The organism is Paenibacillus sp. FSL M8-0212, from assembly GCF_038004645.1.
GTDB lineage: Bacteria > Bacillota > Bacilli > Paenibacillales > Paenibacillaceae > Paenibacillus.
The window spans coordinates 5,005,349-5,032,035 of sequence record NZ_JBBORP010000001.1; the positions used below are offsets into that span (position 1 = coordinate 5,005,349).

At 45.8% G+C, this 26,687-nt stretch carries 27 protein-coding genes; 21 read left to right on the forward strand and 6 right to left on the reverse strand.

Going from position 1 to position 26,687, the window contains the following annotated elements:
* Window positions 1–56: 56 nt before the first annotated feature.
* The 3 genes from spoIVB (at window position 57) to MKX68_RS22075 (ending at window position 3,770) form a co-directional block, all read left to right on the forward strand.
* Window positions 57–1,385: a SpoIVB peptidase gene (gene spoIVB / locus MKX68_RS22065; protein WP_036614352.1), complete on the forward strand. Its 1,329-nt coding sequence runs from the start codon at window positions 57–59 to the stop codon at window positions 1,383–1,385.
* 195 nt (window positions 1,386–1,580) lie between these two features.
* Window positions 1,581–2,387: a sporulation transcription factor Spo0A gene (spo0A, locus tag MKX68_RS22070; RefSeq protein WP_062835258.1), complete on the forward strand. Its 807-nt coding sequence runs from the start codon at window positions 1,581–1,583 to the stop codon at window positions 2,385–2,387.
* Window positions 2,388–2,813: 426 nt separating this feature from the next.
* Window positions 2,814–3,770, forward strand: a complete 957-nt coding sequence (locus tag MKX68_RS22075; RefSeq protein ID WP_340914094.1) for a GGDEF domain-containing protein — start codon at window positions 2,814–2,816, stop codon at window positions 3,768–3,770.
* 185 nt (window positions 3,771–3,955) lie between these two features.
* Here MKX68_RS22075 and MKX68_RS22080 read toward each other — a convergent pair whose 3' ends face one another.
* Complete coding sequence (locus MKX68_RS22080; RefSeq protein WP_340914095.1) at window positions 3,956–4,768, reverse strand: FlxA-like family protein; 813 nt, start codon at window positions 4,766–4,768, stop codon at window positions 3,956–3,958.
* Between the two features lie 264 nt (window positions 4,769–5,032).
* Between MKX68_RS22080 and MKX68_RS22085 the strand changes: the two genes are divergently transcribed.
* The 5 genes from MKX68_RS22085 to MKX68_RS22105 all read left to right on the forward strand — a co-directional run bounded on the left by MKX68_RS22085 (window position 5,033) and on the right by MKX68_RS22105 (window position 12,155).
* Window positions 5,033–6,931 (forward strand): AraC family transcriptional regulator, encoded by a 1,899-nt coding sequence (locus tag MKX68_RS22085; protein WP_340914096.1) that lies wholly within the window; start codon window positions 5,033–5,035, stop codon window positions 6,929–6,931.
* Between the two features lie 188 nt (window positions 6,932–7,119).
* The gene (locus MKX68_RS22090) at window positions 7,120–9,093 is read left to right on the forward strand and encodes an AraC family transcriptional regulator (RefSeq protein WP_340914097.1); all 1,974 of its coding nucleotides are present in this window, start codon (window positions 7,120–7,122) and stop codon (window positions 9,091–9,093) included.
* Window positions 9,094–9,252: 159 nt separating this feature from the next.
* Window positions 9,253–10,290 (forward strand): NAD(P)/FAD-dependent oxidoreductase, encoded by a 1,038-nt coding sequence (locus tag MKX68_RS22095; protein ID WP_338587725.1) that lies wholly within the window; start codon window positions 9,253–9,255, stop codon window positions 10,288–10,290.
* Between the two features lie 204 nt (window positions 10,291–10,494).
* A complete protein-coding gene (locus MKX68_RS22100) occupies window positions 10,495–11,145 on the forward strand; it encodes a hypothetical protein (RefSeq protein WP_340914098.1) in 651 nt (216 codons plus the stop codon).
* Between the two features lie 533 nt (window positions 11,146–11,678).
* On the forward strand, window positions 11,679–12,155 hold the full coding sequence (locus tag MKX68_RS22105; protein WP_017687614.1) for a hypothetical protein: 477 nt from the start codon (window positions 11,679–11,681) through the stop codon (window positions 12,153–12,155).
* A 116-nt stretch (window positions 12,156–12,271) separates the two neighbouring features.
* Here the strand turns inward: MKX68_RS22105 and MKX68_RS22110 are convergent, their stop codons facing one another.
* Window positions 12,272–12,871 carry a thymidine kinase gene (locus MKX68_RS22110; protein WP_062835251.1) on the reverse strand — a complete coding sequence of 200 codons (600 nt, stop codon included), beginning with the start codon at window positions 12,869–12,871 and terminating at the stop codon, window positions 12,272–12,274.
* 176 nt (window positions 12,872–13,047) lie between these two features.
* Here MKX68_RS22110 and MKX68_RS22115 point away from each other — a divergent pair, with 176 nt between their 5' ends.
* Window positions 13,048–13,260 (forward strand): hypothetical protein, encoded by a 213-nt coding sequence (locus tag MKX68_RS22115; protein ID WP_340914099.1) that lies wholly within the window; start codon window positions 13,048–13,050, stop codon window positions 13,258–13,260.
* Between the two features lie 8 nt (window positions 13,261–13,268).
* Here the strand turns inward: MKX68_RS22115 and MKX68_RS22120 are convergent, their stop codons facing one another.
* A complete protein-coding gene (locus MKX68_RS22120) occupies window positions 13,269–13,616 on the reverse strand; it encodes a potassium channel family protein (RefSeq protein ID WP_036607883.1) in 348 nt (115 codons plus the stop codon).
* Window positions 13,617–13,681: 65 nt separating this feature from the next.
* On the reverse strand, window positions 13,682–13,999 hold the full coding sequence (locus MKX68_RS22125) for a DUF2627 domain-containing protein (RefSeq protein ID WP_017687618.1): 318 nt from the start codon (window positions 13,997–13,999) through the stop codon (window positions 13,682–13,684).
* Window positions 14,000–14,222: 223 nt separating this feature from the next.
* On the opposite strand from MKX68_RS22125, the gene lpdA reads away from it, so the two are divergent.
* The 5 genes from lpdA to lipB all read left to right on the forward strand — a co-directional run bounded on the left by lpdA (window position 14,223) and on the right by lipB (window position 20,115).
* Complete coding sequence (gene lpdA / locus MKX68_RS22130) at window positions 14,223–15,647, forward strand: dihydrolipoyl dehydrogenase (protein ID WP_340914100.1); 1,425 nt, start codon at window positions 14,223–14,225, stop codon at window positions 15,645–15,647.
* Between the two features lie 138 nt (window positions 15,648–15,785).
* Entirely contained in the window at window positions 15,786–16,814 is a 1,029-nt protein-coding gene (locus tag MKX68_RS22135) for a thiamine pyrophosphate-dependent dehydrogenase E1 component subunit alpha (protein ID WP_036607878.1), read from the forward strand.
* 2 nt (window positions 16,815–16,816) lie between these two features.
* Entirely contained in the window at window positions 16,817–17,803 is a 987-nt protein-coding gene (locus MKX68_RS22140; protein WP_017687621.1) for an alpha-ketoacid dehydrogenase subunit beta, read from the forward strand.
* Window positions 17,804–17,850: 47 nt separating this feature from the next.
* Entirely contained in the window at window positions 17,851–19,296 is a 1,446-nt protein-coding gene (locus MKX68_RS22145) for a dihydrolipoamide acetyltransferase family protein (protein ID WP_340914101.1), read from the forward strand.
* 111 nt (window positions 19,297–19,407) lie between these two features.
* Entirely contained in the window at window positions 19,408–20,115 is a 708-nt protein-coding gene (gene lipB, locus MKX68_RS22150; RefSeq protein ID WP_340914102.1) for a lipoyl(octanoyl) transferase LipB, read from the forward strand.
* A 26-nt stretch (window positions 20,116–20,141) separates the two neighbouring features.
* Here the strand turns inward: lipB and prli42 are convergent, their stop codons facing one another.
* A complete protein-coding gene (gene prli42, locus MKX68_RS22155; protein ID WP_017687624.1) occupies window positions 20,142–20,243 on the reverse strand; it encodes a stressosome-associated protein Prli42 in 102 nt (33 codons plus the stop codon).
* An 82-nt stretch (window positions 20,244–20,325) separates the two neighbouring features.
* Between prli42 and MKX68_RS22160 the strand changes: the two genes are divergently transcribed.
* Window positions 20,326–21,459 carry a M20/M25/M40 family metallo-hydrolase gene (locus MKX68_RS22160; protein ID WP_339782946.1) on the forward strand — a complete coding sequence of 378 codons (1,134 nt, stop codon included), beginning with the start codon at window positions 20,326–20,328 and terminating at the stop codon, window positions 21,457–21,459.
* Window positions 21,460–21,616: 157 nt separating this feature from the next.
* On the opposite strand, the gene MKX68_RS22165 is transcribed toward MKX68_RS22160, so the two are convergent.
* A complete protein-coding gene (locus MKX68_RS22165) occupies window positions 21,617–21,751 on the reverse strand; it encodes a Z-ring formation inhibitor MciZ (protein ID WP_338587711.1) in 135 nt (44 codons plus the stop codon).
* A 348-nt stretch (window positions 21,752–22,099) separates the two neighbouring features.
* Between MKX68_RS22165 and MKX68_RS22170 the strand changes: the two genes are divergently transcribed.
* The 6 genes from MKX68_RS22170 to MKX68_RS22195 all read left to right on the forward strand — a co-directional run bounded on the left by MKX68_RS22170 (window position 22,100) and on the right by MKX68_RS22195 (window position 26,650).
* Window positions 22,100–22,693: an NUDIX domain-containing protein gene (locus MKX68_RS22170; RefSeq protein ID WP_051447058.1), complete on the forward strand. Its 594-nt coding sequence runs from the start codon at window positions 22,100–22,102 to the stop codon at window positions 22,691–22,693.
* Window positions 22,694–22,695: 2 nt separating this feature from the next.
* The gene (locus tag MKX68_RS22175) at window positions 22,696–23,916 is read left to right on the forward strand and encodes an endonuclease Q family protein (protein ID WP_340914103.1); all 1,221 of its coding nucleotides are present in this window, start codon (window positions 22,696–22,698) and stop codon (window positions 23,914–23,916) included.
* A 161-nt stretch (window positions 23,917–24,077) separates the two neighbouring features.
* Window positions 24,078–24,707 carry a stage II sporulation protein M gene (spoIIM, locus tag MKX68_RS22180; RefSeq protein WP_017687629.1) on the forward strand — a complete coding sequence of 210 codons (630 nt, stop codon included), beginning with the start codon at window positions 24,078–24,080 and terminating at the stop codon, window positions 24,705–24,707.
* A gap of 108 nt (window positions 24,708–24,815) precedes the next feature.
* Window positions 24,816–25,283: a ferric iron uptake transcriptional regulator gene (gene fur / locus MKX68_RS22185; protein ID WP_090922447.1), complete on the forward strand. Its 468-nt coding sequence runs from the start codon at window positions 24,816–24,818 to the stop codon at window positions 25,281–25,283.
* Between the two features lie 158 nt (window positions 25,284–25,441).
* Window positions 25,442–25,684 (forward strand): DUF4227 family protein, encoded by a 243-nt coding sequence (locus tag MKX68_RS22190; RefSeq protein ID WP_017687632.1) that lies wholly within the window; start codon window positions 25,442–25,444, stop codon window positions 25,682–25,684.
* Between the two features lie 75 nt (window positions 25,685–25,759).
* On the forward strand, window positions 25,760–26,650 hold the full coding sequence (locus tag MKX68_RS22195; protein ID WP_036607863.1) for a tyrosine recombinase: 891 nt from the start codon (window positions 25,760–25,762) through the stop codon (window positions 26,648–26,650).
* Window positions 26,651–26,687 lie beyond the last annotated feature (37 nt).

Consider the following 26,687-nt stretch of genomic DNA (forward strand, 5'->3'; position numbering starts at 1 on the left):
CGCAATTGGCGACCACCTTTCGTCAAGCGAAAGAAGCAAAGGGAGTGTGACAGCCATTGAATTCCCCCCTCAGGAAGAAATTGCTAGGTCTTTTATTTGCCTTCTTTCTTTGTGTGATTAGCCAGGCCATTCAGCCTGTGCAAAGTTATGCTTCACTGCCGGATGAATTGCAGGTGTTTGCTGGCAGGCAAGCGGATGTCCGGCTCGCTGTTCCTGCTGCTTCAAGCGCCGTTGTAGATCGTCCTGATATCGTTGGTTTGGATGATCAGGCAGCGATGCATGTTACCAGGCAACAACCTTTGCATCTTCACCCTCAACAGACGGGACATGCCAAATTAACGTTGAAGTTGTGGGGGAAAATTCCGGTAAAAACAGTCCATGTGAATGTGATACCGGATTTGCGTGTTGTACCCGGGGGTCAAACGATTGGCGTCAAAGTTAAATCGGCAGGCATTCTGGTGGTAGGTCATCATCTGGTCCGTTCTGGGCAGGATGAGCGTGTATCGCCAGGAGAAACGGCAGGCATTAAGCTTGGAGATCTGATTACGCATATGGATGGTAAACGCCTGGATGGCGTGGCAGGTGTCTCTGAAGCCGTTGAACTTGCAGGTAAAAGTAAAAAAGGTATTGATGTTGTGTTAAAACGTGGTAAGGAAACGGTGAAGACACGATTAACTCCGGCGTATGACTCCGAGGATCAAGCGTGGAGGCTTGGATTGTACATTCGTGATTCTGCAGCCGGTGTTGGCACACTTACCTTCTATGCTCCAGATCAGGGCGTTTACGGCGCACTGGGCCATGTTATTACAGATATGAACACACAGACATCTATTGTTGTGGGTAGTGGTCAGATTGTTCAGTCCAATGTAACGTCAATTTCGAAGAGCGAGACCGGTGATCCGGGTGAAAAACGTGCTCATTTCCTCAAGGAAAGCAAAATTTTGGGCAATATTGAACGTAATACGGCTTTTGGCATCTTTGGTAAAATGTCCGGAAATCCTGAGCACAGTCTGTATTCGAAAGGTATTCCCGTCGCTTTTTCTCATGAAGTCAAAGAAGGACCGGCCGAAATACTTACCGTGGTTGACGGTCAACAAGTTGAACGCTTCTCCATTGACATTGTTCATGTGGCAGATCAAACCGAACCAGCAACAAAAGGTCTGGTACTTCGAATCACGGACCCGAAACTGCTGGATAAGACCGGAGGTATCGTTCAAGGGATGAGTGGCAGCCCCATTGTACAAAATGGTAAGTTGATCGGTGCAGTTACTCATGTATTCGTGAATGATCCGAAATCGGGTTACGGTTGCTTCATTGAATGGATGTTACAAGATGCTGGTGTGATGATGAAAAAGGAAAACGATAAGAACCTCAAGGCTGGCTAAACAGCCCTGAGGTTCTTTTTTGTCGAAAGCAAACATAATATATCGGATAATGAAATAAATTATTTATTATATAGGATCAAGAAAAAAAAATAAAGAAAAATAATTTTCGACAGGAGGAATTTAACTTGCTGTGTCGAAAATTTAACCTGTAAGGAAATGTACGAAACGATGTTTAATTTAAAGGAGGATACCGTTTTGCAAAAAATTGAGGTATTGCTGGCCGATGATAATCGTGAATTTACGAATTTGCTTGCCGAATATATATCTGAGCAGGAAGATATGGAAGTAACCGGTATTGCATACAATGGAGAAGAAGTACTGCAATTGCTGGAGCAAACTCGGGATGTGCCGGATGTATTGATTCTGGATATTATCATGCCTCATCTGGACGGTCTGGGTGTGCTTGAGCGTTTGCGCAACCTGAACCTGTCTCCACAGCCAAAAGTCATTATGCTTACGGCATTCGGACAAGAGAATATCACACAGCGTGCCGTGCAACTCGGAGCTTCTTATTATATTCTCAAGCCGTTTGACATGGAAGTGCTTGCTAATCGAGTGCGTCAACTGGTTGGAACACAGACCGCGATGTCTACGAGCAGCGGATCATCCATGTTCATGAAATCCAATGTTGTGCCAATGGGCAAACACAAAAATCTGGATGCAAGCATTACGTCCATCATACATGAAATCGGTGTTCCTGCGCATATTAAAGGATATCAGTATTTGCGCGAAGCCATTACGATGGTGTATAACAATATCGAAATTTTGGGAGCCATCACCAAAACACTGTATCCGGCGATTGCCGAAAAATTCAAAACGACGCCGTCCCGCGTCGAACGTGCCATCCGTCATGCCATTGAAGTGGCATGGACTCGTGGTAACATCGACAGCATCAGCCACTTGTTTGGCTACACGATTAACATCAGCAAGTCGAAACCAACAAATTCGGAATTCATCGCGATGGTTGCTGACAAGCTGAGAATTGAGCATAAGGTAAGCTGAAAGGGTCAGGAGTAGTGATTGGGCAAGAAATTTTGGATTCAGATTAGATTCTAGCCACATGAATTATGGCGGCTTATATCTGAATTCGTTCATTTCATGCCTGTAAACTTCTGTGAATATATGCCAACGAATACCGTCATTTTATTGGATTAAAGATATCCAATAATTGACGGTATTTTTGGATAACGAGATAACTCAGATCATGATGATGAAATTTAATTTTGCATCATTGTTACTTAATTTTGAGATTAAACAATAAAGAAAGTTCCCTATAGCAAAATTCAGAAAAAGGAAATATTTCATAAACTTTTACCTCCAGTTAACGCTTTTTCAAGTAGAAAGTGGTACGATGTGACCATTGACAAAGACCTACATATATATTTGAAAAGTTCGGATTAGATGCTACGAACAGAGGAGTAGAATAGTATGTTTACGCAAATAGGCAAGATTGCTGAACCGATTCCTGTAGTACAATCTGATACAAAATGTGATATCGTTTTTCATCTTTTCAAGTCTAACCCTAGTCTGGAAGGTATAGCTGTTATGGGGGAGAAGGGTGTGTCATTAATGATGCGGCCCCGATTCTTTCAGCAGATTGGCACCCAATATGGCTATAATCTGTATATGGGACGTCCTGTAGAACTAGTAATGAACACGCAGGCGCTGGTCGTGGATTATTCGGAACAGATTACGGATGTCAGTGTTCTAGCCATGGACCGAGATGAAGGCGAAATATATGATCTTGTGCTGGTCACGTCAGGGGAAAGTTTCTATGGAGCTGTGAGTATTCGACGTTTGCTGCTTGCTGTTGCTGATGTACGTGCTGAAATGGCGATTTTTATGAACCCGCTGACAGGCCTTCCAGGGAACCATATCATAAATGAAAGGCTGTCTCAGGCGCTTCAGATGGACCATTTTAGCGTACTGTACGTTGATCTCGATCAGTTCAAATCTTACAATGATAGCTATGGCTTCAAAATGGGGGATCAGCTTATTCAGGCGACAGCTAACTTGCTTCGTAAGCTATTTGTTCCGCCTGAAGCTTTTCTTGGACATATCGGTGGTGATGATTTTATTACAATCCTGAATCACCATGATTACAAACATATTAGTGAGGAAGTCATCTCAGGTTTTGAGGAAATGAAAAAGACGTTTTACAACGAACATGATTGGCATAATCAATATGTTCTGGGAGAAGGGCGTTCCGGGCTGAATCGGCCCATTCCTCTCGTGTCGGTATCTATCGCCGTTGTAACCAACAGCAAGCAAAAATATGAAAACATTGATCAGATAATTGATGAGGCCACACGCATCAAAAAAGGTTGTAAAGCGATTGCTGGAAGTATCATCTGTGCCAATGATACCGCCAGTACTCCGTGTTAGACAAAAGAAATAATCATAGTAGCTACAACTACTAACGTTAAAGATATAAGAAAAACCGCTACTTATCAGGAGTTAGTCACCTGTAATAGCGGTTTTTCTATTATGTGATGCCAGTCGAGTGCTGTGTTGCGAAAACACTTCAACCTCATTATGTATACATATTAATATGTTTGATCAATGTGTACTTAGATTCGAATATCGACGGATGGATATGAAGTAGCAGGAGATGTAGAAGCTGTAGTTTGCGGACTGTTTCCTGATTCCTGATCTGTGGTTCCGCCATCTGACGGGTGCTCCTTACTTCCTGTTTTCTTTCCGTCATTAATTTCCTGATCTTCTTCACCAGATGTTGCAGAGATAGGTGGTTGTATTCCTTTTTTAGGTGCGGGCTGATGGATCTCTTCCACCAGTTCCCCAATCTTCTGATTGACCTTATTTAACTGGGAGTTGATGTCCTGGACGGTCTCTCGCTTTGCCTGAAAGACGGTGCGTTCTGAATTTTCCAACATCATTGATTTGCCTAGATCGAGATCATTTGCGGGAGGATTGATCTCTAGAACAAGTCGGTCGAATCGGGTCTCTCCTTCAGTGGTCTGAATGGAGGCCTGCATGCGATCACGCAAACCGACCAGCTTACCCAATTGATCATAAGTCTGACTATGCTTGATTAGGTGATCCAGTGAAGGGGCTTGTGTTTCGTCGGTTGGTTTGGACTGTTGCTGTTGAGCCTTTTCGGGCTGTCTTAATTTGTTCTTTTCTTGCAATTCCTCTGCTTTAATTTGGGCAATCTGGCTGTCGATCTGTGATATGGAGCTTGTTAAGGATTTAATTCGCTGAGCTTTGGTTTTGGTATCCAACTCGTCATTGGTTTTTACACTTTGCATTTCTTCATTAAGCCGGATCTTCTGCTGCATGAGTCCCTGAATTTCTTTATCCCTACTGGAGACTTGATTCCCGGGAGTGAAACTGCTTTTGGTTGCAGATGAGATTGAATTCATATCTCTGTTCTCCTTCTCTCTTTATCATGGTTCTATTTACATATATCGGATGTTAAGAGAAGGATTTGAATAGCTTTTTTTGTCTGAGTGCATTCATTTACGTCGGTTGTATTGCGTACTTCATCATAATAATTGATAATGGTTATCAATAAGTGAGTAGAGTACAGATACAATTTATGTAGACGGAGATGGGTTAGCAAAATGTGGAATGATTATTATATCCTTTGGAACTATGCTGCGGTGAGTATAACAGATATCCGTTACATGGAATTAGAGGCATATGAAGAGATGAAATACAAATTCCCGACAAGTACCTTTGTACTCACCATTCAAGGTGATGCTGGAGTGACGATTGACAATCAAACATATGACGTGAGTCGCTTTTATGTTCTCCATGGGGGAAAAGGGAGTAAGTTGGTGATTCAAGCAGGCGAATCCGGATTGCGCCTATATTACTTGATGTACAAAGCAAACCTGCCTAGTGGAGGGAGAAACGATCTGGGAAGGTTAATGGAGCGAATCAATCCGTTCCAAATGAACTATGGCTTTACCCCCAATACGCCAACCATTTTATATGAGCAATTGAAACAGATGCACGTTTTGTGGGATCAAAAGAACCCCATTCATCACTTTCAGGCCAAGAGTTTGTTCTATGCATTTGTGGAGCAGATCTCATCACAGATTCCTCGTATATCCAATCGCTATCCAAGTATGTTGGATCAGGTCAGCAAAGTCATTGAAATTGTAGAGTCTTCCTACACCCAGCCACTTACACTTCAAGTTTTGGCAGAAATGATTGGTACCAGCCCCAGAAGTTTGTCACGCAAGTTCAAGCAGTCCACCGGAACCAGTCCGATCGATTATCTGATTCAGTTTCGTTTGTTCAAAGCAAAGGAGATGTTGCTGCAAACGGACGCCACGTTGGATGAGATTGCAGCCGGCATCGGTTATCCGGATGGATATTATTTGGGACGTATGTTCAAGAAACATACAGGTCTTTCTCCTTTGCAATTCAAAGAAAAGACCTCAGCACCCCTATATTGGCCTGATCTGACATTAGGCATGGCGCGAAATGACATTTTCAGAGGTGGAAGTGGAAGGTATGTTTATACTGATGGTGATAATCATTATCAATATAAGCATGGAGGGTCAATAAATATGAACAGACAGACAAGAACGGGAATGCTACTTAGTATTCTATTAAGTCTTACATTACTGTTAAGTGCTTGCTCTACAGGTGTTGCCAGTAATTCGAGTGGGGATGCTTCCGGAAGCAATAGTACGTCAAGTTCTACGAAGACAGTAACAGCGGAGAATCAAAGCAAAACATCGGAACCCCGCACAGTCTCAACGGTTAAGGGAGATATTACAATCCCGGCTGAACCTAAACGGATTGTGGTTGACTTGTATTTGGGAAGTCTGATCGCCCTGGGAATCAAACCTGTGGGTACACCGGAGATGAATCTCAAAAATCCGTATTTTATCAAATCACTTGAGGGTGTGCAGAATATTGGTGAATATGAAACCATTTCGCTCGAAAAGGTGTTGGAACTTGAACCGGATCTCATTGTGACAGGTAATCCTGATTTATTTGATTCCTTTAGCAAAATTGCACCTACCTTGGTTGTACCTTATGGCGAATTGAAAAACACCCACGAAGAAATTGCCTATTTCGGTGAAGTCCTGAATAAAGAAAAAGAATCTGAGGCATGGTTAACCGATTATGACGCAAGAATTGCAGATGCCAAGAAGCGCGTTCATGAGGCGATTGATCCGCAGGCCGAGGTGTCGGTCATGCAGTTCTATGATAAAGCACCGTTGGCCTTTGGTGATAATTTTGGTCGGGGAGGTCAGGCAGTCTACAGCGCGCTCGGGCTGAATCCTCCTGCAGATAAAAAAGAGATTTTAATGAAGGATCAACTGGTTGAAGTTTCATCGGAAGCGATTCCTGAGTTCGCCGGAGACTACATCATTCTAACAGCAGATAATCTGACCCTGGAAGAGTTGAAATCGAAACCGGTCTGGAGTTCACTGGATGCGGTTAAAAATGATCGTGTGTTTATCTGGAGCCCGGATCGTTCATGGTACTTTGACCCGATTGCAACATTGGACCAAACAGAGGAATTGGCCGCCTGGTTTACGAAGATCTCTGAACCAAAATAAGCATAACAAGTGATGGATGAGATGAAATCTAATTCCACTCTAAATTACAGTTGATAATGAAAATTATTATCATTTATAATAGAGGTATTATAGTGAACCACTGCTACACATATGTTATCGGATGTGTGGCAGAATGATGACCTTGTAAGGCCTTTATTCCGGGTGAGGTTGGGATTGGAGAGTATTCGATGCAATTAGACGAACAGATGAAATGCTGGAATCATGCCGCTGTTAAGGTTCTGGATATACGCCGAATCGTTATGGAGGCAGGGGCACAACTGAGTTCTTACACACTTCCGGCAAATGGTTTTATATATACGATTCGAGGATCGGCTGTGCTTCAGTTGGATGGACAAACATACAAGGCAGAGCGGTTCTACATGCTTCATGGGGCGAAAGGATCTTCACTGGATATCCAAACCAACGAAGATTTTGAATATATTCTGCTCTATTACAGAGCATTCCTTGCCTTTCCTAGTTATCGTAAAAAGTGGTTATTGGCACAGCCGGAAGTTGCGCCGTTCTCTTTGCAATATGGATTTGCACCGAGCAGTCCGCTGGGGTTGTTACGTTACCTTGATGAGCTTGAGGGTGCATGGATTCAATCTGGGAGTCTGGATCTGCTTCATACAAAAAGTTTATTTTACCAATTCATTCATGAAATGATGGTTCAGTTGGCAGAGCAGGAGATCAAAACAGAGCTTGCTGACCCGGTGAAACAAACACTTCGTTATATAGAGAACCATTATAGGGAACAGGTCACGCTTGATTTCCTAGCTGAACAATTCAACTACAGCTCCCGTCATTTATCCATGCAATTCAAACGACAGACGGGTCACAGTCCCATTGATTATTTAATTCAGACCCGAATCGCTAAGGCTCGCAATCTGCTTTTGCGATCTGATGCAACGCTAAGTGAAATTGCAGCAGAAGTAGGTTATTCGGATGTGTATTATTTTAGTCGTATCTTCAAAAAACATGTGGGGATCTCTCCGATACAGTATCAACGAAAGATGAGAGAAGAAGCGAGAACAGAGGATCGTCCATTGGTAATCTCTGAATCGTCCATTGGCCGAAGATGGAAGTCGGGATATATTGATTATGAGAATCATTATCAATATATAGACGGAGGGTCTACACCAATGAAAAGAAGAAAAACAAGTTCCAGTATGATTATGGTTGCATTATTGAGCATAACGATGCTCCTCGCAGCCTGCTCTTCAGGTACAGCAACAACACCAGCAGCTGGCGAAGGAACGGGTGCCAGTTCCAATAACAGCAGTACGGCAGTATCATCAGACACAGGAAGCCAGACGAACAAAGACAATGAAACACGCACGGTCTCAACGGTTAAGGGCGACGTAGTTGTTCCAGCGAATCCAAAACGGGTTGTTGTGCTGTATCTCCAGGGAGACGTTGTTGCGCTTGGGATTAAGCCAATTGCTACATCTGAAGTATTCAAGGGAGCTGCCTACAAAAGTGAGCTTGAAGGTGTAAATTCACTAGGCACCTGGTTCGAACCGAATCCTGAAGCTGTCATTGACCTTGATCCGGATCTGATCATTGTTCCTTCAGAAGAGACGTATACGTTGTTAAAGGATATCGCACCAACGGTATATATTCCATACGAGAAAATGACAACAGAAGAAAGACTCCAGAGTATAGCGAGTATTTTTGGCAAAGAACAGGAAGCTGAGACATTAATCAATAATCTCAATAGCAAAGTCGAAGAGAGTAAGCAAACACTAGCAGATGCAGGCATATTGGACAAAACGGTTTCCATTGTGGAGGGCGGTTTGAAAGGTATGGTCGTTGTAGAGAGCAAGCAATATGGCCGAGGATCTCAGGCACTATATGAATACTTGGGGATGAAAGCACCTGAAGTGGTACAAAAGAAAATTGATGTAGTTTCGGAAGCGGGAGGCTCTAATCTATCCATGGAAGTACTGCCTGAATATATCGGGGACTACGTGTTTCGTTCGGTGTATGAAGGGGCAGATAACCTTACGGATGATCCAATATGGAGTAGCATCCCGGCTGTTAAAGAAGGTCGCCTAATTGAAATTGATTTTGATTTCTTCTACTATTCGGATATCTATTCAATCAATAAACAAATTGATTTTGTCGTTGAAAAGCTGTTGGCGGCTCCAAGAGCCCAATAGTAAAGAGCAGATGTGTTCGTAGAATTTTTGTACAAGAAATGTTTGTTTTTTAGCCATTGTAATTTGATAAGATTACCATTACACTAGGATTTAAGTGATAATGAGAATCGATATCAAATACTCGATGTTCTGGATCGAATTAACGGAGGTATTTTTAATATGAATCAGCAGTTGGAACTTTATGATGTAACCATTATCGGCGGTGGCCCTGCGGGCATGTACTCTGCCTTTTATAGCGGCATGCGAGATATGAAGACCAAGTTGATTGAGGCACGTGACAGATTGGGAGGTCGCATGCTCTTTTATCCGGAGAAAATGATCTGGGATGTCGGGGGTGTGACGCCAATTCTGTGTGAAGATCTGATCAAACAATTGGAAGAACAGGCAAAAACTTTTGAGCCAACCCTCGTATTTGAACAACAGATCGAAGGATTCGAGCGTCAACCTGATGGCACAATTCTGCTAACTTCTGCAACAGGTGAGCAACACTGGACACGTACCGTCATTATGGCAATCGGATATGGTATATATAAAATGGCCAAGCTGGAGCTTGAAGGTGCAGACCGTTACGAGGTTAGCAATCTGCACTATACCGTGCAAGAACTGGAGCCATTCCGTGGTAAACGTGTGTTGATCTCGGGTGGAGGCGACTCTGCTGTGGACTGGGCGAATGAACTGGAAGCCCTGGCAGAGCAAGTTACGGTTGTGCATCGTCGTGACCGCTTTGGCGGGTTGGAGCGTAATGTACTGCGTATGAGAGAATCCTCTGTAGATGTCCGTACACCATATGCGGTAGAGACTTTGCATAGTATGAGTGGTGATGTGATTGAACAGGTGACTATCTCACACGTGGACACAGGCGAAACTGAACTGCTTGAAGTCGATGCTGTCATTGTAAATCACGGCATGAAGAGTGACTTTGGTCCAATCCGGGATTGGGGACTTGATCTTGGCGAATGGCATGTCACTACAACGGAGAGATTGCAAACCAATATTCCCGGTGTTTTTGCCGCAGGTGATTTTGTAGATTATGGTAGCAAACTGTATTTGATTGCTGGTACTTTCACTGATGCAGCCCTAGCGGTAAACAGTGCAAAGCTTTACATGGACCCTGAAGCGGAAAAAGTGGCTTATGTTTCTTCCCATAACAGTCGCTTTAAGGAGAAAAATAAAGCTCTTGGCGTTGTAGAAGAATAAAGGTATGCGATCGGTTATATTAAGATGACTTCGGGTTCATTCCGAAGTCATCTTTTTTGCATAAAATGGGTAATAAGAAGGCATAATTGCACAAGATAGAACAGGCTTAGAATTGAACATGAACCGCCAAATGTCTATAATAAGCCTGAGAAACAGTAGAATGACATCAAGACACAATAACTAGATCAGAGTGGAGTGCAGCGTATGAAAAAGGGATCACAGCCACAACGAGGTTTCACCTTCATCCAGCGGTGGTTCAAACGATCTGATAAAAAAAAGATCAAATGGTCTGAAATGTATCTCGCACTTGCTGGCGCGCTTCATCGCTTGTTGGTTGAAGGTCGGCGTGAACGCTCAGCAGCCAAACGGCTGCATCAGGACTTGCCTATTAACGTGTTGGGCGAGATGAAGCTAGAGCCAGGGGATATTGTGTACACGCCAAGCTCAGAATCAACCTATTACGCCGGGCATATGGGTATTATCGGTCTCGACGGCAAGGTGTATCATGTGCACCCTTATGGGCCTGTATTTGCTGATTCATTGGAGTGGTATCTCACGCGATTTTATGAAGGAGATCGCTTTATTGTATTCCGTTCCAGATTGAATGAGGCTGGAATGAAAGCAGCCGGGTGGGTACAAGACCATTACAAGCAGGTGAAATTCTACCGTTTGCAGACCAATCTGCGCAGTATTGAGCGCAATTATTGCTCCAAGTTTATATATCAGGCTTATCAGTTCACATCGGGACTGGACCTGTGGAGCCGCAAATTTACCCGAATGAATCAGGGTTATATCTATCCATTTCGAATTGAGCGCTCTTCAGAGCTGGACGTTCTGGGAACTTTTTATAAATAAGGCTGGAACCGACTAAAATACTGTTCTTCCGAAAAAAAGGAGAGCAGGTTCTGTCGGTTTTTTTTGTATGTGTAGAGATTAAAAACAGGAAAAACGTTCAAAACGTCGAATAGATTATGAGATAGGCATGCACAACTTGGAATCGTATACATAAAAAAAGACAAGATGATTTTTAGCCCAGAGTAAAAAATGACTACGAAGTAGACGAACAAGAAAGAGTGAAGCGAGATGAAATGGCCGGGTTTCTTACAACGATTCCGACCGAACCAAAACGTGGTTAAGCTATCGGACTATATCCCAAAAAAGGAAAGGAGGCACTACTGTTCCATATGCAAGAAAAACGTTAAATCGGTCGTGCATTATGCGGCGCCACAGGGAAATGTTTCAGGTGTATGCAGTTCTTGTAAGTCTTTGGCGGATGAACGTGGAATGTTTCCCATTTAATAAGAAGAGATGCGCTCAGGAAATAAGAATTTTTTGATTTATGCGCGTTTTTGTAGTACATTAGCAAATGTATTCGAAGGAGGATTCTAATGTACTCAGGTAGACAAGACGATACTTTATACATCATGACCTACACCTTAAACAGCGGTATCAAGGGTACGGTTCCACTGTCTAATAAGCAGATTATTGAGTGGCTGGATTGCTACAGAAATGAGAAGCGCTTCGTGACCGAAATCGGCAAGGAGTTTTTTGGATTGAATGCAGGATTGGTAGCAGACTTCAAGGTTCAAAATCATTTATCGGATTATCAGCAGACCATTATGCCTACACAGCAGCAGGATAACCTGGAACGCTTGTCCAGTGCTTATAAATCAACCGAGTTATTAATGAAGATTGATTGTAAATGTGGCACGGCTTATGTGACGGAATCCCCATACAAGCGCACAAAATGGTACTGTACAAAGTGTAAAGAGATTGTATTTTTGGATGCCAAAAAAGGAATGGTGGAAACGTCGCGTGGTGACGCTTACTACATGACCAACAAATATTTTGTTTCCCGTGACTAGCGGGAAGTGACTCTGGAAGCATCGCTGTGAAGCGGTGCTTTTTTGTGCGAATGTTTGCTCTATAACAAAAAAAGCCCCAAGGGGCCTTTTTGGAAGATATCAAAAATCTTTTGCAATTATGATGAGCATTCAACTTTGTGAGGAGGAATGAAGCAGCAACGACAGCGTGGCTCGTAAGCTTCTGAATCGCCAATCATGACAACCGGACCCAAGGTAACAGGCTCCCCATTGACGATACGTTGCGTAAAGGCTGCATCCGGGCTGCCACATACCGCACAGAAAGCCGAGAGTTTCTCAATGTCGTCTGCCATGGCAAGCAAACCGCCGACATATCCGAATTCCTTACCACGGTAATCCATATTAAGTCCGTCCACAATGACATGTTTGCCACAATACGCTAACTCCGAGACAAGTTCCATAATGGCACTGCTGAAAAATTGTACTTCATCAAATGCAACAACATCAGCATCTATGGTTTGGTTCAAGATCATTTCTACGGATTCCGGGGTTAATTGCCGGGGAATGGAATGGGCAGGGAGTCGATAACCAATTCGGCTTACGATCTCGTCCTGGGCAAACCGATCATCCTCGGCTGGTTTGTAGGCCACAACCTTTTTACGGCCAAATTGTATTAATTTCTGACAACGGCGAATGAGTTCACCGGATTTTTCACTGAACATGGGTCCAGTAATTACGGTAATACGTCCTGTTTGCACGGTGCTGCTACTCCTCTCACATACGGGATTCAACAAAAAAAGCGACCATTACAGAGTACCACAAAATCTTTGGAAAGTGCCAGAACTAATCTGCGCAGCTTTGTGTTACTATATGGATTGTTAAGGTATTGGTTACGGTAGCTAATTAACAGGAGTTGTGAAAAGAGGTGTTTAGTATGAGTGAAGCATTAACATCACTTCAAAAGCGATATGAAAGCTTGAAAGAGCAGGGGTCTCTAGATGAAGCGTCGCAGGCATTATTTGCAGAACTGTTCGCAGAAGCGGAGCGACTGCAGGCAAGTAACCTGACGTTGCGTAGAACGATCTTGAAGTCTTCTTCCAAAGAATCACGTATGTCTACCAAACTGCGGGATGCCTTATACGAATGACCCGGAGATTACTCCGGGTCCTCTTCTGTCTTTAATTTGCGAGGGAATAGAATACCTGCTGTAATTCTGGCAATCATGGCAAAGGTGAGACCAATGCCTGCAAACATGTAGATCACGGTAAAGGCTTTGCTGAATCCGGTGGTTGGCACAAATTCAGGATGTCCCACCGTAGTCAGGGTAACCGCACAGAAGTATAACGCATCGATCCAGTGCAGACCTTCAACACGAGTGTAAAATAAAGTGCCTGACAGTAACGTTGCTGCCGTTAACGCGAACAGAGCCAGAAACTTGGGGTCTTTGAACGCATGGAAAATGCCTTTGAGCAATCGTTGTAACGTGATTAGAAATGATACCATGATGTTCCATCCTGTCTATGTAAAGTTGTCGGTATGTGTTGTATAAACACACAAAAAGCCCGGACTCATGGAGTCCTTCCGGGCGTCTCTGCTTTTTCGGGTACACTTTTGGACCGGAAACGGGGACCTACATAATTACGCTTGCGGTCACGGAACAAGATCCAGCCTCCCAGAAAACTCATACCTGCGGCAAAAAGGACAAGTCCACCGCCAAAGGAAAGCCACTGGAACCCTGGTGAAATCAGTTCGTTCCCGTGCTCGGCATAATATAGGAACAGGGCATCTTTCATCATCAGAAAACCCTTCATTGCCATTAAACCGGGGATGACCAGAACAACAATTGCCAAAAATCGCGCAAAGACCAATCTTGTATTCATGAGCATTATACCCTTTCTGCCAAAGTCGACATTAAATAAAGGTTACGCTTACAGATCATACCTGATTCCATCATAGCTTGGAATGCATAGGCTGTCCATGTGTGAATGGTTCAAACTTTGAGTTGACCGCTCAAGGAGAGTACAATGGCATATAGAGGATATAAGCCAAACCATGATTTAAGCCATCATAAATTATATTGAAATTGATTCATAGAGGAGAGCATGAGAGATGCCAATTACATGTGATGTTGCAATTCTTGGAGGAGGAACCGGTGGATATGTAGCCGCAATCCGGGCTGCACAGCTGGGGAAACAAGTCGTTATTATTGAGAAGGACAAGCTTGGTGGAACCTGTCTGCATCGTGGCTGTATTCCGAGTAAGGCTTTGCTGAAAAGCGCGGAAGTGTACGCCGAGATTCAAGAGAGCGAGACGTATGGTATCGAGACAGCTGGAGCCACACTTGTATTTCCCAAAGTACAGGCGCGTAAGGATGCAATTGTCGAACAGCTCCATCAGGGCGTTCAGTATTTGATGAAAAAAAATAAAATCCAGGTTGTACACGCGAAAGGTCGCGTCATCGGACCATCCATCTTTTCACCGCAGAGCGGAGCAGTCGCTGTAGAGTTTGAAGATGGCGAGATGGATACGGTAGTTCCAACCAATCTCATCATTGCGACTGGTTCGCGTCCACGTGTGCTGCCGGGCCTGGAACCGGACGGCAAGTTCATAATGAGCAGTGACGAAGCCCTGCGTATGGATGAACTTCCTGCATCACTCATCATTGTCGGTGGGGGTGTGATTGGACTGGAGTGGGCATCCATGCTGAATGACTTTGGCGTAGACATCACAGTAGTAGAAGCAGCTGCTCACGTGTTGCCTGCCGAGGATGAGGATGTTGCCAGAGAAATGCAGCGATTGCTTGGCAAACGAGGTGTTCGTTTCCTGACAGGGGCCACTGTTCTAACGGAAACATATAACACGGATCAAGAGGGCATCCAGATTGATGTGCATCTTGGTGACGATAAGCAGGAAACACTGAGAGCGGAGAAAATGCTCGTGTCGGTTGGACGTCAGGCTAATGTCGAAAATATTGGACTCGAAAATACAGATATCAAACTGGAGCGTGGGTTCATCGCTGTGAACAAACAGTTACAGACAGGCGAAGGTCACATCTACGCCATTGGTGACTGCATCGGCGGTCTACAGCTTGCACATGCTGCAAGTCATGAAGGCATTCTCGCTGTGGATCATCTGGCGGGCGAATCGGTACATGCTGTAGAATCCCATCGCATCCCGCGCTGTGTGTATACACGTCCGGAAGCAGCAAGCATCGGATTCACCGAGCGAGAAGCCAAAGAACGTGGCTATGATATTAAAACAGGCAAGTTCCCATTTTCGGCCATTGGCAAATCGCTTATTTACGGAAGTCGGGATGGATTCGTGAAGGTGATCGCAGATGCCAAGACGAATGATATATTGGGGGTACATATGATTGGCACCCATGTGACGGAATTAATCGCTGAGGCTTCTCTGGCTCAGATGCTGGATGCCACACCTTGGGAAGTCGGACAAACCATTCATCCGCACCCTTCTCTGTCGGAAATTATGGGTGAAGCCATGCTGGCGGTCGATGGAAAGGCCATTGGAATGTAAGCCAAACAAGCTTATGAGAAAGGTCCTTTCCTTTTTTGGGTAAAAGGGATTATAATAAGGTTAAGCCAAGTCTTAGTACCAGGTTATAAGATCGGGTAGTAAGAGTGGCACAGGCTCTGATTAAAAGGAGGTACCTCTATGAGTTCACAAGGTACTGCAGACGCGGTCCATCGGCATCAACAGCTGGGACTTAGCGATGGTGAAGTATTGGATATGTACAAATACATGCTGCTCGCACGCAAGTTTGACGAGCGTTGCTTGCTCTTGCAACGGGCTGGCAAAATTAACTTTCACGTATCCGGTGTAGGACAGGAAGCTGCGCAAGTAGGCGCTGCTTTTGGTCTGGATCGGGATCACGATTATTATTTACCTTATTACCGCGATTACGGCTTTGTACTGGCGGTAGGCATGACTCCGCGTGAGTTGATGCTGTCTGCTTTTGCAAAAGCGGAAGATCCGAATAGTGGCGGTCGGCAAATGCCGGGTCACTTCGGTCACAAAAAGCTACGGATTGTGACGGGTTCCAGCCCGGTTACAACACAGGTTCCGCACGCTGTTGGATTTGCGCTGGCTGCCAAGATGAAGAAGCAGGAATTTGTTTCTTTTGTTACGTTTGGCGAAGGATCAAGCAATCAGGGTGACTTCCACGAGGGAGCCAACTTTGCAGGTGTGCATAAATTGCCTGTCATTATTATGTGTGAGAACAATCAATATGCAATTTCGGTACCGATTCACAAACAGTTGAGCGGCAAAATATCCGATCGAGCACAAGGATACGGGTTCCCTGGACTGCGTGTAGATGGAAACGATGCATTAGAAGTATACGCTGCAGTGAAGGAAGCACGTCGCCGTGCTATAGCCGGAGAAGGCCCAACACTGATTGAAGCGATGATGTATCGGTTGTCACCTCATTCCACCTCCGATAATGATCTGGCTTATCGGACCAAAGAGGAAGTTGAGGAGAACTGGAAGAAAGATGGCGTTCCTCGCATGAAGAACTACTTGATCGATTGCGGCATCTGGGACGAAGCCCGGGATGCGGATCTGGCTTCGCAGCTTGCGATGGAAATGAAAGAAGCAACTGAATATGCAGACAACGCGCCATATCCTAAACCTGAGGACACTCTGACGCACGTTTATGCGGACAGCGAAGAAGGGGGACGGTAAGTATGGCAGTGATGGAATATATTGATGCAATCCGTCTCGCGATGAAAGAAGAGATGGAACGGGATGAGAATGTTTTTATCCTTGGTGAAGACGTAGGTCTCAAAGGTGGTGTGTTTACCACAACTAAAGGGCTGCAAGATCAGTTTGGCGAAATGCGAGTGATGGACACACCATTGTCTGAATCCGCTATTGCAGGTGTTGCCATTGGTGCAGCGATGTATGGCATGAAGCCAATTGCCGAAATGCAATATTCGGACTTCATGTTGCCGGCAACCAACCAGATCATTAGTGAAGCGGCGAAGATCCGCTATCGTTCCAACAATGACTGGAGCTGTCCGATTGTTATCCGTGCGCCGATTGGTGGCGGGATCTTCGGTGGGTTGTATCACTCCCAATGTCCGGAATCGATTTTCTTTGGTACACCTGGTCTGAAAATTATAGCTCCCTACTCGGCATACGATGCCAAGGGACTGCTCAAGGCCGCTATTCGCGACCCGGACCCGGTACTCTTTTTTGAAAATAAAAAATGCTACAAGCTTATCAAGGAAGATGTGCCTGAAGATGATTACATCGTTCCGATTGGTAAAGCCAACGTACTTCGTGAGGGTGCGGATATTACGGTGATCGGTTACAGTCAGCCGCTACATTTTGTAATGCAGGCGGCTGAGGAGCTGGAGCGTGAAGAAGGCATTACAGCACACGTCCTGGATCTGCGCACATTGCAACCGTTGGATCGTGAAGCGATTATTGCTTCCGCTCGTCTGACAGGCAAAGTGCTGATTGTACACGAAGATAACAAAACGGGTGGTGTAGGTGCCGAAGTTGCTGCAATTATTAGTGAGGAATGTCTATTTGAACTGGATGCACCGATTCAGCGTCTCTGCGGACCTGATGTGCCGGCCATGCCAATTAGCCCAACATTGGAGAAATTCTACATGCTGAGCAAGGACAAAGCCAAAGCAGCAATGCGTACACTTGCCGAGTTTTAATTTCGTTATTTGGATCGTTTAAAAGTAAAGTTTGGAGTGATAATCAAATGGCTGAACGTATGAAATGGATCGAGGTCATTATGCCGCAATTGGCGGAATCGCTGGTCTCGGCTACCATAGGCAAATGGTTGAAAAAACCGGGCGACCGTGTGGAACAGTACGAGCCGATCTGTGAAGTAATCACTGATAAAGTTAATGCCGAGATTCCATCCACTGTGGATGGAATTATGGGTGACCTTTTGGTGGAAGAGGGCACAACGATTGCTGTTGGTGAAGCAATCTGCCGCATGCAGGTCGCAGCTTCTGACGAAGAAGCGGCCGAGCAAGTAACACAAGTATCGCAGCAACAGGAGCAAGTGCAGCAACATGCGAACCCTACTCCTGTTGCCGCGTCAAATACAGCAGCACATGATCCCAACCAGCCGATGCGCAATCGGTATTCCCCGGCAGTGCAATCCTTGGCAGCAGAGCATGGTTTGAACTTGCAAAGCATCCAAGGCACTGGAGCCGGTGGTCGTATTACCCGCAAAGATGTGCTGGCATTTGTTGCACAGGGAGGTAACGCGGCTGGATCGTCTGCACAAGCATTATCTCCTGCAGCGCAGCATACACCTTCTGGTGTGCCGTCTGCTTCTCCATTCAGCGGAGTGAATCGTGGAAAAGGAGAAATGGGTTTAACCGCTGGAGAAGCGATCTCAGCGTCTGATGCAGGTGTTCCTGTGAGACATTCAGGCATTCATTTAACCGAAAGTCCGAAAATTCCACAGATCGAAGTGGAAGGTGGCGGCCAGGGAAGATCGGAGTATTTCATTGATGTTACCCCTGTGCGTAATGCCATTGCCCGGAATATGCGTCAAAGCGTATCGGAAATCCCGCATGCATGGACAATGATCGAAGTGGATGTAACCAATCTTGTGATGCTGCGCAATAAACTCAAGGATGAGTTCAAGCGTAAGGAAGGCATCAATCTAACATATCTGTCCTTCATGATGAAGGGAGTCGTTAACGCGATTAAAGACTACCCAATCATGAACTCGGTATGGGCAGTGGACAAAATTATCGTCAAACGGGACATTAACCTGTCCATGGCGGTAGGAACCGAAGATTCCGTACTTACACCCGTAATCAAACATGCCGATCAGCGAAATATTGCAGGTCTGGCCCGTGAAGTGGATGAACTGGCTCGCAAAACACGTGAAGGAACGTTGAAGCTGGACCATATGCAAGGTGGTACGTTCACGGTGAACAACACCGGTTCATTTGGTTCGATCCTGTCCCAGCCGATCATTAACTATCCACAGGCAGCGATTCTTACATTCGAGTCGATTGTCAAGAAACCAGTGGTTATTAATGATATGATCGCTGTTCGCTCGATGGCTAACCTGTGTCTGTCGCTGGATCACCGAATCCTGGATGGCGTAATCAGCGGACGTTTCTTGCAACGTGTCAAAGAAAACCTTGAAGGATATACCATGGAGACCAAGGTGTATTAAGTAAATAGTTGTCGGGAAAGTGTATGTGCCGGAGGCCGTGCACTTTTCCTGCTGTCTACGGACAGGTGCTCAATTGTACACTGAACCTGAAGCAGAAGGGTGTGGGGAATCATGAGCAAGCCGCTGGATGTTGCATACATACCAATGCTTGATTATGAAGAGGCTTGGAACCGCCAGAAAGCGATTGTGCAGCGATTGGACGAGGGCGAGGGAGCGGAGCAGATGCTGCTTTTACAGCACCCGCCTACGTATACGATCGGTTCACAAAATCATCCGGAGCATCTGCTTCTCAGTCCGGAAGAGTTGCGTGAGCAAGGGATTTCTTTGTTTCAAATTGACCGCGGCGGTGATATTACTTATCATGGCCCGGGCCAGTTGGTAGGTTACCCGTTATTGATTCTTGGTCGGGATGAAGACTTGGATCTGCACGGCTATTTACGGAAACTTGAGCAGGTACTTATGGATTATCTCGCAGACCAGGGCATTGAAGCCGGACGCAAAGAGGGTTACACGGGTGTGTGGATTGGCGATATGAAGATTGCTGCAATCGGCATCAAGTTTAATCGTTGCAAACATCGCCGCGGTTTTGTGACCAGTCACGGGTTTGCATTTAACATCAGCTCAGGCATTCAACATGCTGGTTTTCAGGGGATTGTTCCTTGTGGAATTGAGCAGTATGGCGTTACCTCGCTGGAGGATATAACGGGCAAGTCTTATACAGTGGAGCAGGTAGCACGCGAGATTGTTCCATACTTTAATCGCATTTTTCCATATCACATCAATTGGATTAGCGAAAAAGAAGCCCTTCAACGTCTGTAAACAGTTCGTCGAAAGGCTTCATGTTGCTATCCGAACAGTAACGGTTCGAGAGCGATGAAAAGGGTGGACCCGATCATGGCGATCAGCATGAGATAGATGATGATTTTGAACCATTTCTTTTTTTGCATGATGAGAGAACTCCTTTCAACATAAAATAAACAAGCCATAGTAATTGTATTGTACCGTATCCACGAGAGGGAGGAAAGTCCTATGATTAAACAACAACGTGTTATCGATCAGTTCATGGAACTGGTGCAGATTGATAGTGAAACGAAAAATGAACAGAACATCTCGAAGGTGTTAAAAGAACAGTTTGCAGAGCTTGGTCTTCATGTCTATGAGGACGACACGATGGAGCAAACCGGACATGGCGCCGGAAATCTCGTCATTACCTGGGAAGCCGAAGGAACAGAAGGGGTTGCACCGATCTTTTTCACATGTCATATGGACACCGTGACGCCAGGACAGGGAATTAAGCCTGAACTGGGTGAAGATGGCTGGATTCGCAGTGATGGAACAACGATCCTGGGAGCAGATGATAAAGCAGGGATTGCGGCATTGTTCGAAGCGATTCGTGTGATCCAGGAAAACAAGATTCCTCATGGCAAAATTCAATTGGTCATTACAGTTGGCGAAGAGTCTGGCCTGGTGGGCGCACGTGCGATGAATCCGAAGGATATCGATGCCGAGTTTGGTTATGCGCTTGACTCTAATGGAGCTGTAGGCACGATCTGTGTAGCTGCACCAGCCAGAGCTGAAATTCAAATGAGCATCTATGGTAAGTCCGCACATGCGGGCGTGAACCCGGAAGACGGGATCAGCGCCATTCAGGTAGCAGCCAAAGCAATTGCAGCGATGACACTGGGCAGAATTGATGATGAAACGACAGCAAACATTGGCAAATTCCAGGGTGGATCACCACTCAACGTGGTATGTGACTTTGTACAGCTTGAAGCGGAAGCCCGCAGTATTGTGCAGGAGAAAGTTGAATTGCAGGTTGCACAGATGCGTGACGCGCTGGAAACGACATGTCGCAAATACGGTGCAACGGCTGAATTCAGAAGTGAGATCCTTTACCCTGCATTTGGCTTCCATGATGAACACGAAGTTGTACAGCTTGCACAGCGTGCCATCCGCAGTATTGGGCTGGAGACAAGTACGTTTGCTTCCGGTGGTGGCAGTGATGCCAATATCTTTAACGGATTCGACATTCCAACAGTGAACTTGGCGGTAGGGTATGAGGATATTCATACAACCAAAGAACGTATTCGTGCCGAAGACATTGTGAAGTTATCCCAGGTAGTCGTAGCTATTATTCAGGAAACGGCAGCTGACAAGAAATAATATAGCGCACATGTTACCTCACATATTGTTAGATAAAAGTCCGAACCCGGTCTGTATCGGATTCGGACTTTTTGTAAATTCATGTTATATTTCAAGGGAGAAGACTCGTTTATTTAGGGTCGAATTGAGTCAATGGGTGAATGGATTAATGACCCATTCATTTGCGTCCAGCGAGCAGATCGATTAACTTGGCATCCGGGCCCCACTCGCGCAACCATTGTTTGAGTACGAGCTGTACTTGCCGGGCTTGTCCTACCACGTGTACGGATTGAGGCGTCATATAACTGTTCATCGAAAGTCCCCCTGATTCGTTTATATTTGCTGTGAGAATTCTATACGCTCACCATATGCCCAAAATCAGAGAATTATACATTCACCGAATATATAAATTGAGCTAATCCTTTACAAAAGAACGAAGAGGACAGAAATAACCAAGAGAAGCGAAGTGTTCGCCAAAAAGCTTTCTGAAAGAAAGCTGCATCGTAAGCATAAGCTATCACCAAATTTTATCTATTAGAGAAAGAAATCAAAAAAATCTGGGGATAACAGCGATCGAAGGGTTGTTCTGTCATCGGAGTGGTTAGTGTAAATATTCTTAGTCCATTTATATATAATCCTACGATATGGAGTTGAAGAACCAATGAAACCAAACCAATCTGCCCAATCCATCCATGCAGCACAACCTGCCAATCCAAAACTGGATGAAGTGACCGTATCCACTAAGCCAATCTTCGAGGGCAAAGTGATTTCACTTCAAGTCGATACCGTTAAACTGCCGAACGGCCAGACGGCTACACGTGAGATAATCCGGCACCCTGGCGCTGTAGCGGTACTAGCTCTAAACGGGGATCGCATGCTTGTTGTAGATCAGTATCGTCAGGCAATGGGGCGCACCGAAGTGGAGATTCCTGCGGGGAAACTGGACCCGGGTGAAGAACCAGAGGTTGCAGCAGCACGTGAATTGCGAGAAGAGACAGGATATGTGGCGAAGTCGCTGCGTCATTTGCGTTCGTTCTACACGTCACCGGGGTTCGCGGATGAGATCATTCATCTTTACATCGCTGAAGAGTTGGAAGCAGGGGACATGGCGCTGGACGAAGATGAATTCCTTGAAGTTGCCGAAATAACTCTGGAGGAAGCCTATGCGCTCATGGACGAGAACCGGATTAGCGATGCCAAAACGATGATGGCCGTGTACGCGTGGGACCTTTACAGAACGACAGGACGGTTCTAGGCATGCAAGACCAACTGGAAACGTCCACGATGTGGGATCCCTGTTACACAGATCTGCATATTCACATTGGACGAACCTCACGCGGCGAGGCTGTTAAAATCAGCGGCAGTCGCGATCTGACATTTGAGAATATTGCTCGGGAAGCATCGGATCACAAAGGAATTCATTTGCTTGGTGTTATTGATTGTCACTCTCCTGTTGTACAGATGGATATTGAGCAATTGCTGGAGAGTGGTACCATGTCCGAGATTGAGGGAGGCGGCATTGCCTACCAGGACACCACCATTTTGCTGGGTACAGAGATTGAGTTGCGCGAGCCTGGAATGCGTGAGTACCATATGCTGGCGTATTTCCGTGATCTGAAAACGATGAAGTCCTTCACGGACTGGATGAAACGTTATATGAAAAATGTGAACCTCAGTTCTCAGCGGGTGTACGTGCCCGCTCTAGAGATGCAGGCTGAGATTAAGGCACGTGGTGGGCTTATTGTGCCTGCACATGTATTTACACCGCATAAAGGCATCTATGGCAGTACTGCGCCCCGTATGGGCGATGTATTGGATACCCGTCTTGTGGATGCTGTCGAGCTGGGGTTAAGCTCGGACTCATCCATGGCCAGCTATATTAGAGAGTTGGATCATGTACCTTTTCTGACCAATTCGGATGCTCATTCCCTTGGTAAGATTGGACGGGAGTATAACGAACTGCAAGTTGCGTCTCCTTCTTTTGATGAATTCCGAATGGCACTTCAAGGAGAAGCCGGCAGGAGCATTGCGGCCAATTATGGACTGAATCCAAGACTGGGCAAGTATCACCGTACTTACTGTGCAGCATGTGGCAGCATTATGGATGAGCGAGCGATGTCAGCAGAGCGTTGTCCGCACTGTGGCAGTCTGAAGCTGGTTCAGGGGGTGCTGGACCGCATTCTGGCGATCTCTGATCGGGAGAGTCCTCATGTCCCTGCAAACAGACCGGCCTATCATTATCAGGTACCACTGGAGTTCATCCCCGGACTTGGCAAAGCCAAACTGCGCCAGCTACTGGACCATTTTGGTACGGAAATGAATGTACTTCATCGCATCAGAGAGGAAGAGCTTGATGCGGTTGTTGGACCTGTGCTGGCAGGCCTGATTGTGGCTGCACGGAACGGACAACTGGAGCTGTCCTCTGGAGGTGGCGGTACGTACGGAAAGGTTGCTGTTCAGGAAAAAGCTTCGGAGTGACCCGTGTAAATATTCTGTAGTTCAACTCATATGGCTTTGGCTTTACAGAGGTCCAATCTGGACAAGAAGTCATACAGGTGCGTTCCGGTTCATAAGAATGACTATGAGGATGGAATTGAGAATCCTTGCAGCATGATACCGGAAAGGGGACTCGTACCTGTATGCGCTCTTCCTACTTTACATTTAAAGGTCAGACTTCGTTATATGTATTCGTGGCTGTCTTGTTTCTGGTCGGCGTCATTTTTGGCGCGCTCATGGTGAACGCTTTGTCTCTTGAGCAACGTCAGGATCTGGAGGGTTATCTCGGCAATTTCTTCATGACCGTGCAGCACAGTGCACAGGTGACAGAGACCGGGGCATATTGGGACATTGCCATGCTCCATCTGAAATGGGTGGGTCTGATCTTTATTCTGGGTTTATCCGTCGTTGGACTGCCCGGTATACTGGTTCTGGATTTTCTGAAAGGTGTGCTCATTGGATTCACAGTGGGGTACCTTGTTGGGCAGTATTCCTGGAAAGGGCTGCTGTTTGCACTGGTTTCCGTGGCGCCGCATAATCTATTTGTCATTCCGATCCTCCTGATCTGCAGTGTGGCGGCGATGACGTTCTCGTTATACATCATTCGCAATCGTGTTTTGATGCAGCGAACACCTGGTCGACAAAGGCCTTTTGCCTCATATATAGTGTTAACTTTGGTTATGGCTGCACTACTGCTCGGTGTGGCGTCTTTTGAAACATGGGTTACACCTGCGATGATGCGCTGGGTCACGCCAATGCTACTACCGGCCTAACGTGTAACCGCATAGTGTAAAATGTTGACTTTAATTACGCACTCCCCCTATAATGAAAAGAGTGGGTTAAGTTGCAGTGTGCAGTGATTTCCTAGGGGGAGGGAGAAAATGGAAGCACGGATTGATAAAATTAAGCAGCAACTACAGTCCCAAGGATATAAATTAACGCCCCAGCGGGAAGCCACCGTAAGAGTACTTCTTGAGAATGAAGAAGATCATCTGAGCGCAGAAGACGTATTCATGCTCGTTAAAGAAAAGGCTCCCGAAATCGGTCTGGCAACCGTGTACCGTACCCTCGAACTGCTGAGTGAGCTGCATGTTGTAGAGAAAATCAACTTCGGCGACGGTGTAGCGCGTTATGATCTGCGCGGAGATACATCCAAGCATCACCATCATCACTTAATCTGTGTTCAATGCGGAAGTATGGATGAAATACGTGAAGACTGGCTTGGACCGCTTGAAGAGCGTTTGGAGCGGGAATTCAACTTTTCGGTAGTAGATCACCGACTGGACTTTCATGGAATTTGTTATCGTTGCAAAGCTAAAAATGAACAGAAACCCAAAGATGAAGAATAACATAGCATATCTTCAAGCTCTCACCGGCGGTTTTGACGGGAGAGCTTTTTTGGCACCGGACATGATCTGGAGTTTCCCCCGGATGGCATAAACCTGTGTTTATGGACATACCCTGATTCAAGGACAATACCGGATTCGAATCAGGAGGGGACGCGCCCATGATTATATCAGTGCGGAGAGGGCTCCGTTTTATTCGATTTATAATATTTTTTGCTGCATTAGTTTATCTGTTCTATCATGTTCTGGATCTGTTTAATGGCTGGATCTCACCTGTGGATCAATATCAGATGCCGACTGGCAATGCAATCAAAGTATTTCAGGAAACGGATTGGCCGGGTAATGGAGAAGGACGTCCTACGATGGCAGAGCGTCTCCGTTTGTTCTATTGGTACGGGGAGTAGCTTCAAACAGCCAGGGATGCAAATACGGGAGCAGTCTGCCAGAACGGCAGGTCTGTCAGTTGAGGAGCGTTGTACATGAAACAGACGATACACGCCTATGCCTTATACTTGGAAGATGATAAAGGGATGTCGAGCAGCACGCTTGAATCGTATCTCCGAGACGTGGACAAGTTCATTGAATTTGCAGATAAGGAATATGGCATACGCGAAGCCGATCAGGTCAGACGCACACATGTCGTCCTGTTTGCAGGTCAGCTCAAACAGGCAGGACGTGCCAATGCAACCATTGCCCGCAGCATCGTATCTCTGCGCTCCTACTTTCATTTTTTGATGCGGCGGGGTGATATTATACAGGACCCTACGTTTGATGTGGAAGCTCCCAAGGCGGACAAGACGCCACCACAGGTGTTAAGTATCCAGGAGATCGAACAACTGCTGACAGCGCCTGATACTCGTTCACCGCAGGGTGTGAGAGATCGAGCGATGCTTGAACTGTTATATGCTACGGGTATTCGGGTCTCTGAACTGATTGCGCTTGACATTCGGGATGTACAGCCAGGTATGCGCTTTATCCGATGCGGTGGGGCGGGCAAGGAACGTATCCTTCCCATCGGTGCACCAGCAGCACATTGGGCAAGTGTATATGTGGAGGAATTCCGCAACAAGTTGCTCAAAACCGATTCGGACGAGCAGGCACTATTCGTGAATGTATCCGGCAGACGTTTAACCCGGCAGGGCTTCTGGAAGCTGCTCAAAAAAGCAGCGGTGGACGCGGGAATCTCGGAAGAAATTACGCCGCATACGCTGCGTCATTCGTTTGCGGCGCACCTGATTGCCAATGGGGCGGATACACGTGCGGTTCAGGACATGCTGGGTCACGTGGAGCAGCCTGGACAACAATACGGCAATCATGGTCGCAAAACCATGAAAGAAATCTATGAAACCCATCATCCGAGGGCAAGATAGATTTTGACGCAGGGCATTCACAAATAAATGCGGAACA

Excerpts from the sequence above, each read along its gene's own strand:
- spoIIM (WP_017687629.1), top strand. The coding sequence starts at position 24,078 with ATGCGCTCTTCCTACTTTACATTTAAAGGTCAGACTTCGTTATATGTA.
- MKX68_RS22120 (WP_036607883.1), bottom strand. The coding sequence starts at position 13,616 with ATGGTATCATTTCTAATCACGTTACAACGATTGCTCAAAGGCATTTTC.
- MKX68_RS22075 (WP_340914094.1), top strand. The coding sequence starts at position 2,814 with ATGTTTACGCAAATAGGCAAGATTGCTGAACCGATTCCTGTAGTACAA.
- MKX68_RS22175 (WP_340914103.1), top strand. The coding sequence starts at position 22,696 with ATGCAAGACCAACTGGAAACGTCCACGATGTGGGATCCCTGTTACACA.
- MKX68_RS22140 (WP_017687621.1), top strand. The coding sequence starts at position 16,817 with ATGGCAGTGATGGAATATATTGATGCAATCCGTCTCGCGATGAAAGAA.
- MKX68_RS22115 (WP_340914099.1), top strand. The coding sequence starts at position 13,048 with ATGAGTGAAGCATTAACATCACTTCAAAAGCGATATGAAAGCTTGAAA.
- MKX68_RS22105 (WP_017687614.1), top strand. The coding sequence starts at position 11,679 with ATGTACTCAGGTAGACAAGACGATACTTTATACATCATGACCTACACC.
- MKX68_RS22165 (WP_338587711.1), bottom strand. The coding sequence starts at position 21,751 with ATGAACAGTTATATGACGCCTCAATCCGTACACGTGGTAGGACAAGCC.
- MKX68_RS22145 (WP_340914101.1), top strand. The coding sequence starts at position 17,851 with ATGGCTGAACGTATGAAATGGATCGAGGTCATTATGCCGCAATTGGCG.
- MKX68_RS22095 (WP_338587725.1), top strand. The coding sequence starts at position 9,253 with ATGAATCAGCAGTTGGAACTTTATGATGTAACCATTATCGGCGGTGGC.
- MKX68_RS22125 (WP_017687618.1), bottom strand. The coding sequence starts at position 13,999 with ATGCTCATGAATACAAGATTGGTCTTTGCGCGATTTTTGGCAATTGTT.
- MKX68_RS22090 (WP_340914097.1), top strand. The coding sequence starts at position 7,120 with ATGCAATTAGACGAACAGATGAAATGCTGGAATCATGCCGCTGTTAAG.
- MKX68_RS22195 (WP_036607863.1), top strand. The coding sequence starts at position 25,760 with ATGAAACAGACGATACACGCCTATGCCTTATACTTGGAAGATGATAAA.
- MKX68_RS22170 (WP_051447058.1), top strand. The coding sequence starts at position 22,100 with ATGAAACCAAACCAATCTGCCCAATCCATCCATGCAGCACAACCTGCC.
- fur (WP_090922447.1), top strand. The coding sequence starts at position 24,816 with ATGGAAGCACGGATTGATAAAATTAAGCAGCAACTACAGTCCCAAGGA.
- lipB (WP_340914102.1), top strand. The coding sequence starts at position 19,408 with ATGAGCAAGCCGCTGGATGTTGCATACATACCAATGCTTGATTATGAA.
- MKX68_RS22160 (WP_339782946.1), top strand. The coding sequence starts at position 20,326 with ATGATTAAACAACAACGTGTTATCGATCAGTTCATGGAACTGGTGCAG.
- MKX68_RS22080 (WP_340914095.1), bottom strand. The coding sequence starts at position 4,768 with ATGAATTCAATCTCATCTGCAACCAAAAGCAGTTTCACTCCCGGGAAT.
- MKX68_RS22135 (WP_036607878.1), top strand. The coding sequence starts at position 15,786 with ATGAGTTCACAAGGTACTGCAGACGCGGTCCATCGGCATCAACAGCTG.
- prli42 (WP_017687624.1), bottom strand. The coding sequence starts at position 20,243 with ATGCAAAAAAAGAAATGGTTCAAAATCATCATCTATCTCATGCTGATC.
- MKX68_RS22085 (WP_340914096.1), top strand. The coding sequence starts at position 5,033 with ATGGAATTAGAGGCATATGAAGAGATGAAATACAAATTCCCGACAAGT.
- MKX68_RS22100 (WP_340914098.1), top strand. The coding sequence starts at position 10,495 with ATGAAAAAGGGATCACAGCCACAACGAGGTTTCACCTTCATCCAGCGG.
- lpdA (WP_340914100.1), top strand. The coding sequence starts at position 14,223 with ATGCCAATTACATGTGATGTTGCAATTCTTGGAGGAGGAACCGGTGGA.
- MKX68_RS22190 (WP_017687632.1), top strand. The coding sequence starts at position 25,442 with ATGATTATATCAGTGCGGAGAGGGCTCCGTTTTATTCGATTTATAATA.